Raw genomic sequence first — 4,736 nt, 5'->3', positions numbered from 1 at the left:
CCCGCCGTCGCGACCGGCTCGCCGGGTCCCACCGCGTAGACTCACCCTTCATGTCCACCGACCGCCCGCAGGCGCGCCGCCGCATCGGCGTGATGGGTGGCACGTTCGACCCGATCCACAACGGTCACCTGGTGGCGGCCAGTGAGGTCGCACACCGGTTCTCGCTACACGAGGTCATCTTCGTACCCACCGGCCGGCCCTGGCAGAAACTCGGCGATGACGAAGGATCGGGGACCGACGGCGTCGATCAGCGCCGCAGTGTCGATCAGCGCCGCAAGGACGACCAGCGCAGCAAAGAGGTCTCACCCGCCGAGGACCGCTATCTGATGACGGTGATCGCGACCGCATCCAACCCGCGCTTCTCGGTGAGCCGCGTCGACATCGACCGCGAGGGAAACACCTACACCGTCGACACGTTGCGTGATCTGCACGCGATCCTGCCCGACGCCGAACTGTTCTTCATCACCGGTGCCGACGCGCTCGAATCGATCCTGTCCTGGCAGAACTGGGAAGAGCTGTTCGAGCTGGCCAACTTCATCGGCGTCAGCCGGCCCGGTTACGAACTCAATGCGAGTCACCTCGCCCAGCATCTGCAGGATCTGCCGCCGGAAACACTGCAGATGCTCGAGATCCCGGCCCTGGCGATCTCCTCGACCGAATGCCGGGCCCGCGCCGCGCAGGGACGTCCGGTCTGGTACCTCGTTCCCGACGGCGTCGTGCAGTACATAGCCAAGCGCCGGCTCTATCGACCGCTGCGCAACAACTCCGCCCGGGTGTCGGCGCCGTGACCGACCCCGCCGATCGACATCACGCCCCGCTCGGGGCGGCCGCCGTAATGAAAGGACTTGTGTGACTGCATCAGCCGAGGCATTGGCGATGGCGCGGGTGGCTGCGCTGGCGGCCGAGGACAAACTCGGTCACGACGTCGCCGTCATCGACGTCTCCGAACAATTGGTGATCACCGACCTGTTCGTCATCGCATCCGCCGACAACGAGCGTCAGGTCAATGCGATCACCGACGAGGTCGAGGACAAGATGCGCGAGGCCGGATACAAGCCGGTGCGCCGAGAAGGTACTCGCGAAGGCCGTTGGGCGCTCCTGGATTACATCGACATCGTGATCCACATCCAGCATGCCGACGAGCGCGCCTTCTATGCGCTGGAGAGCTTGTGGAAGGACTGCCCGACCGTCGACGTCACCAGCGATCAGGAGTCCGAGTGAGCGGCGGTCCCGACAGCGGCGACACCTCCGTCGAACGCCTCACGCCGATCGTGCGCCGGTTGATCCTGTTGCGGCACGGACAGACCGGTTACAACGCGACCAGCCGGATGCAGGGACAGCTCGATACCGATCTCTCCGAACTCGGTGTGCAACAGGCGAAGTCGGCTGCAGCAGCGCTGGCGGACAAGAATCCCATGGTGATCCGGTCGTCGGATCTGCGTCGCGCCCGCGACACCGCGGAGGCGTTGGCGCTGGCGACAGGACTGTCGGTCGAGACCGATGAGCGGCTCCGCGAAACACACCTGGGGCAGTGGCAGGGCTTGACCCATCTGGAGGTGGACGCGCAGGCACCCGGTGCCCGGGCGATCTGGCGCGACGACGCCACCTGGGCGCCGCCGGGTGGCGAGAGCCGCACCGACGTCGCCGCGCGGGCGGTGCCGGTCGTCACCGAACTCGTTGCCGCACTGAAGGACTGGGGGACAGGCGCATCCCCGGAGTCGCCGGTGGTGTTGGTCGCGCACGGCGGGGTCATCGCCGCGATGACCGCCGCCCTGCTGGATCTGCCGGTGGCGCGGTGGCCGATTCTCGGTGGCCTGGCCAACACCAGCTGGGTGCAGTTGTCCGGGCATGCGGCTCCCGGTGAGAATCCGCGATGGCGCCTGGACGTGTGGAACGCCTCGGCCGAGGTGGCCGACGCGGCAATCCAGTGAGGGTGCCCGATCCCACGGGGCCCGATCCGACGGGCCCTGATCCCACACCGGCCGCGAGTCCCGACGGGTGCCTGCTCGTACTGTCGGATTCGCTCGCGTACTACGGTCCCGGCGGCGGACTGCCCGCCGACGATCCGCGGATCTGGCCGAATCTTCTCGGCGCACATGTTGGCCTGCCGACCCGGCTGTTCGGCCGGGTGGGCTGGACCAGCCGTGACGTGTGGTGGGCGCTGACCCAGGACCCCAACATCTGGTCGGTGGTCCCGTCGGCGCGCGCGGTCGTCCTCGCGATCGGCGGGATGGACAGCCTGCCGTCGCCACTGCCGACGGCGCTGCGCGAACAGATCCGGTACCTGCGTCCGCCGCGGCTGCGGCAGGCGGTGCGCACCGGATATCAGTGGTGGCAACCACGCGCGTCGCGCCTCGGCTGGCCGGTGGCGCTTCCGCCGAAGGTGACCGTCGAGCATCTGGACAAGGTGGCCGACGCGCTCACCCGGCTACGTCCCGATCTGCCGATCGTGGTGTGCTTGCCTCCGACACACCGCAGTCCCTACTACGGGAACGTCCATTCCGGTCGCATCCCGACGACGGCGGGCATGCAACAGTGGGCGTCGTCGACGGGTCTGCCGACCGTCGAGTTCTACTCGATCACCCGGGCGCACTTCGCCGACCCCGCCGCCGAGATGAATCCGGACGGGATTCACTGGGGGTTCGACTGTCACCGGCAGATCGCCGATGCGGTCGCCGGGGTCCTTGACCCGATCCTGACCGACTGAGCGCGTGGCCGACACCACCCCGGAGTGACCCGCACCGGCGTGGGACACCCGGATGCAACGGCTAACGTAGAGCCGTGCCTGTCGTCGTCGTCACCGATTCCTCGGCCCGCCTCCCACCGGCGATCGCCGAGCACTATCGGATCTCGGTGGTCCCGTTGCACCTGGCCCTCGACGGTGTCGATTACCGCGAGGGCATCGACGACATCCCCGACGATCTGATCACCCGATCGGGTGTGACGACCTCGGGCGCCAATCCGCAGGAACTCGCCGCGGCATTCGATACCGCAGTCGCGGCCAGCGACGGTGCCGGTGTGGTCGCGGTGATGATGTCGAGGCGACTGTCCGGGACGTGGGGTGCGGCGCGACTGGCCGCCGAGAATCATCCCGGCCTGATCCGGGTCGTCGACAGCCGCTCGGTGGGGCTGGGCCTGGGCTTCGCGGCGATCGCCGCCGCGCAGGCCGCGGCCGCCGGAGCCGACCGCGACCGGGTCTACGAGTCGGCGATCCGGCAGGCCTCCACCGCCGAATCGCTGATCTGCGTGCAGAGTCTGGACAACCTGCGCAACAGCGGACGCATCAGTGCGGCGGGCAAACTGCTCGGGTCGGCGTTGTCGATCAAACCCATCCTCGCCATCGACGACGGCATCCTGACCCTGCGCGAGCGACAACGGACGTTCTCGCGGGCCGTGGCGAAGATGACCGACACCGCGGTCGACTTCGCCGACGGCCGGGCGGTGACCCTGGGCGTGCAGCACTGCCAGATCCCGGACGCCGCACACGATCTCGCCATCACGGTCCGCGAACGGCTGCGTGTGGTGACCTCAGCGCTGACCGTCGATCTCGGTCCCATCCTCGGCAGTCACATCGGACCGGGCGCACTCGGCCTGACCGTGACCACCCATCTGGATCCGATCGAGGGCGCCGACCAGATCGACTGACCCGCCGGCATTTCCCGATCCGCAGTCCACAGAACCGCGATACTGCACAGATCGCCGGTGACGACGGCGCAGGCGGCCGCACGGGTCTGTGCGTCGCCTTAGGCTCGCCGCCATGAGTGACACCTCACGAACACCGCGTCGGGCCGGCGCCGAGGACTCTCACGCCCGCTCCCGGCGCCGCTCGGCACTCGACCGACTCTCCGGGCTCGAGCGCGTCACCGACGGTGCGCTCGCACCCGTCGAACTCGATGATCCGGCGCCGCAGGACAATTCCGACGCACACCCCGGCGGCGACCCGTCGCCGATGCGGACCGCGGTCGACGACGGGTGGGGTGCGGTGGCACTGCCGGGTTGGCTCGATCCGGTCGCCACCGATCCCGCCCCGGTCCGCTCCAAGCCCGCCGGGACCGTTTCCGCCCGTGTGGGCAACCCTGGGGTGGGCGGCGACCCGCACTCCGACGATGACCCAGGTGCCCATCCCGACGACCCCCATCTCGACGACCACCATCTCGAAGACGACGTCGAGGACGGACTCGACGACCGGCCGCGCCGCCGTTTCGCCGTCGCCCCGCCGGCCGCGATCGCCATCATTCTCGTCGGCGTCGTGGCATGTGTGATCGCCGGATTCGGCCTGTTCGGCGATTCCGGAGAGGCACCCGCGGTGGACTTCGGCGCACCGGGCGGGCCGGCCACGTCGTCGAACCCCTCGGATGTCACGTCCGCACCGTCGCGCGCATCCGCCGCGGGTGCGGGGCAGCCACCTGCCGCCAATGCACAGGTGGTGGTCAGTGTCGTCGGACTGGTGCACCGGCCAGGTCTGGTCCGACTCCACAGCGACGCCCGGATCGCCGACGCACTCGCCGCCGCCGGCGGCACGCGTGAGGGCGCCGACACGGTCTCGTTGAACCTGGCGCAGCCCGTTCGCGACGGTGACCAGATCCTCGTGGGTTACGCGGCGCAGGAGGGCAGGCTCGCATTGCGCAGCGCGGTCGTGGCCTCGGGCGGCGCATCCGCCGCCGGAACCCCGGTCCCGTCGGGGACCGGTGCCCCCGGAGGGTCGGCCTCGGCAGGGGGGGGGTCGCCCGGCCCCG

At 69.5% G+C, this 4,736-nt stretch carries 6 protein-coding genes; all 6 read left to right on the top strand.

Annotation, left to right across the window (positions count from 1 at the left end; genetic code table 11):
- Positions 1-50: 50 nt before the first annotated feature.
- Positions 51-788, top strand: a complete 738-nt coding sequence (gene nadD / locus B1964_RS14340) for a nicotinate-nucleotide adenylyltransferase (RefSeq protein ID WP_079930254.1) — start codon at positions 51-53, stop codon at positions 786-788.
- A gap of 61 nt (positions 789-849) precedes the next feature.
- Positions 850-1,221, top strand: a complete 372-nt coding sequence (gene rsfS / locus B1964_RS14335) for a ribosome silencing factor (protein ID WP_006370607.1) — start codon at positions 850-852, stop codon at positions 1,219-1,221.
- Complete coding sequence (locus B1964_RS14330; RefSeq protein WP_079930253.1) at positions 1,218-1,931, top strand: histidine phosphatase family protein; 714 nt, start codon at positions 1,218-1,220, stop codon at positions 1,929-1,931. Before rsfS ends, B1964_RS14330 begins: the two co-directional genes overlap by 4 nt.
- A gap of 2 nt (positions 1,932-1,933) precedes the next feature.
- Positions 1,934-2,707, top strand: coding sequence for a diglucosylglycerate octanoyltransferase (gene octT, locus B1964_RS14325; RefSeq protein ID WP_079930252.1), 774 nt, complete (start codon positions 1,934-1,936; stop codon positions 2,705-2,707).
- 74 nt (positions 2,708-2,781) lie between these two features.
- A complete protein-coding gene (locus tag B1964_RS14320) occupies positions 2,782-3,645 on the top strand; it encodes a DegV family protein (protein WP_006370610.1) in 864 nt (287 codons plus the stop codon).
- A 112-nt stretch (positions 3,646-3,757) separates the two neighbouring features.
- Positions 3,758-4,736, top strand: a 979-nt coding sequence (locus tag B1964_RS14315; protein ID WP_079930251.1) for an SLBB domain-containing protein, incomplete at its 3' end; no start/stop codon positions are given.

Origin of the sequence: Gordonia sp. i37, from assembly GCF_002043085.1 — a bacterium.
Classification (GTDB): Bacteria; Actinomycetota; Actinomycetes; order Mycobacteriales; family Mycobacteriaceae; genus Gordonia; species Gordonia polyisoprenivorans.
This window is presented reverse-complemented; position numbering and strand designations above follow the sequence as displayed.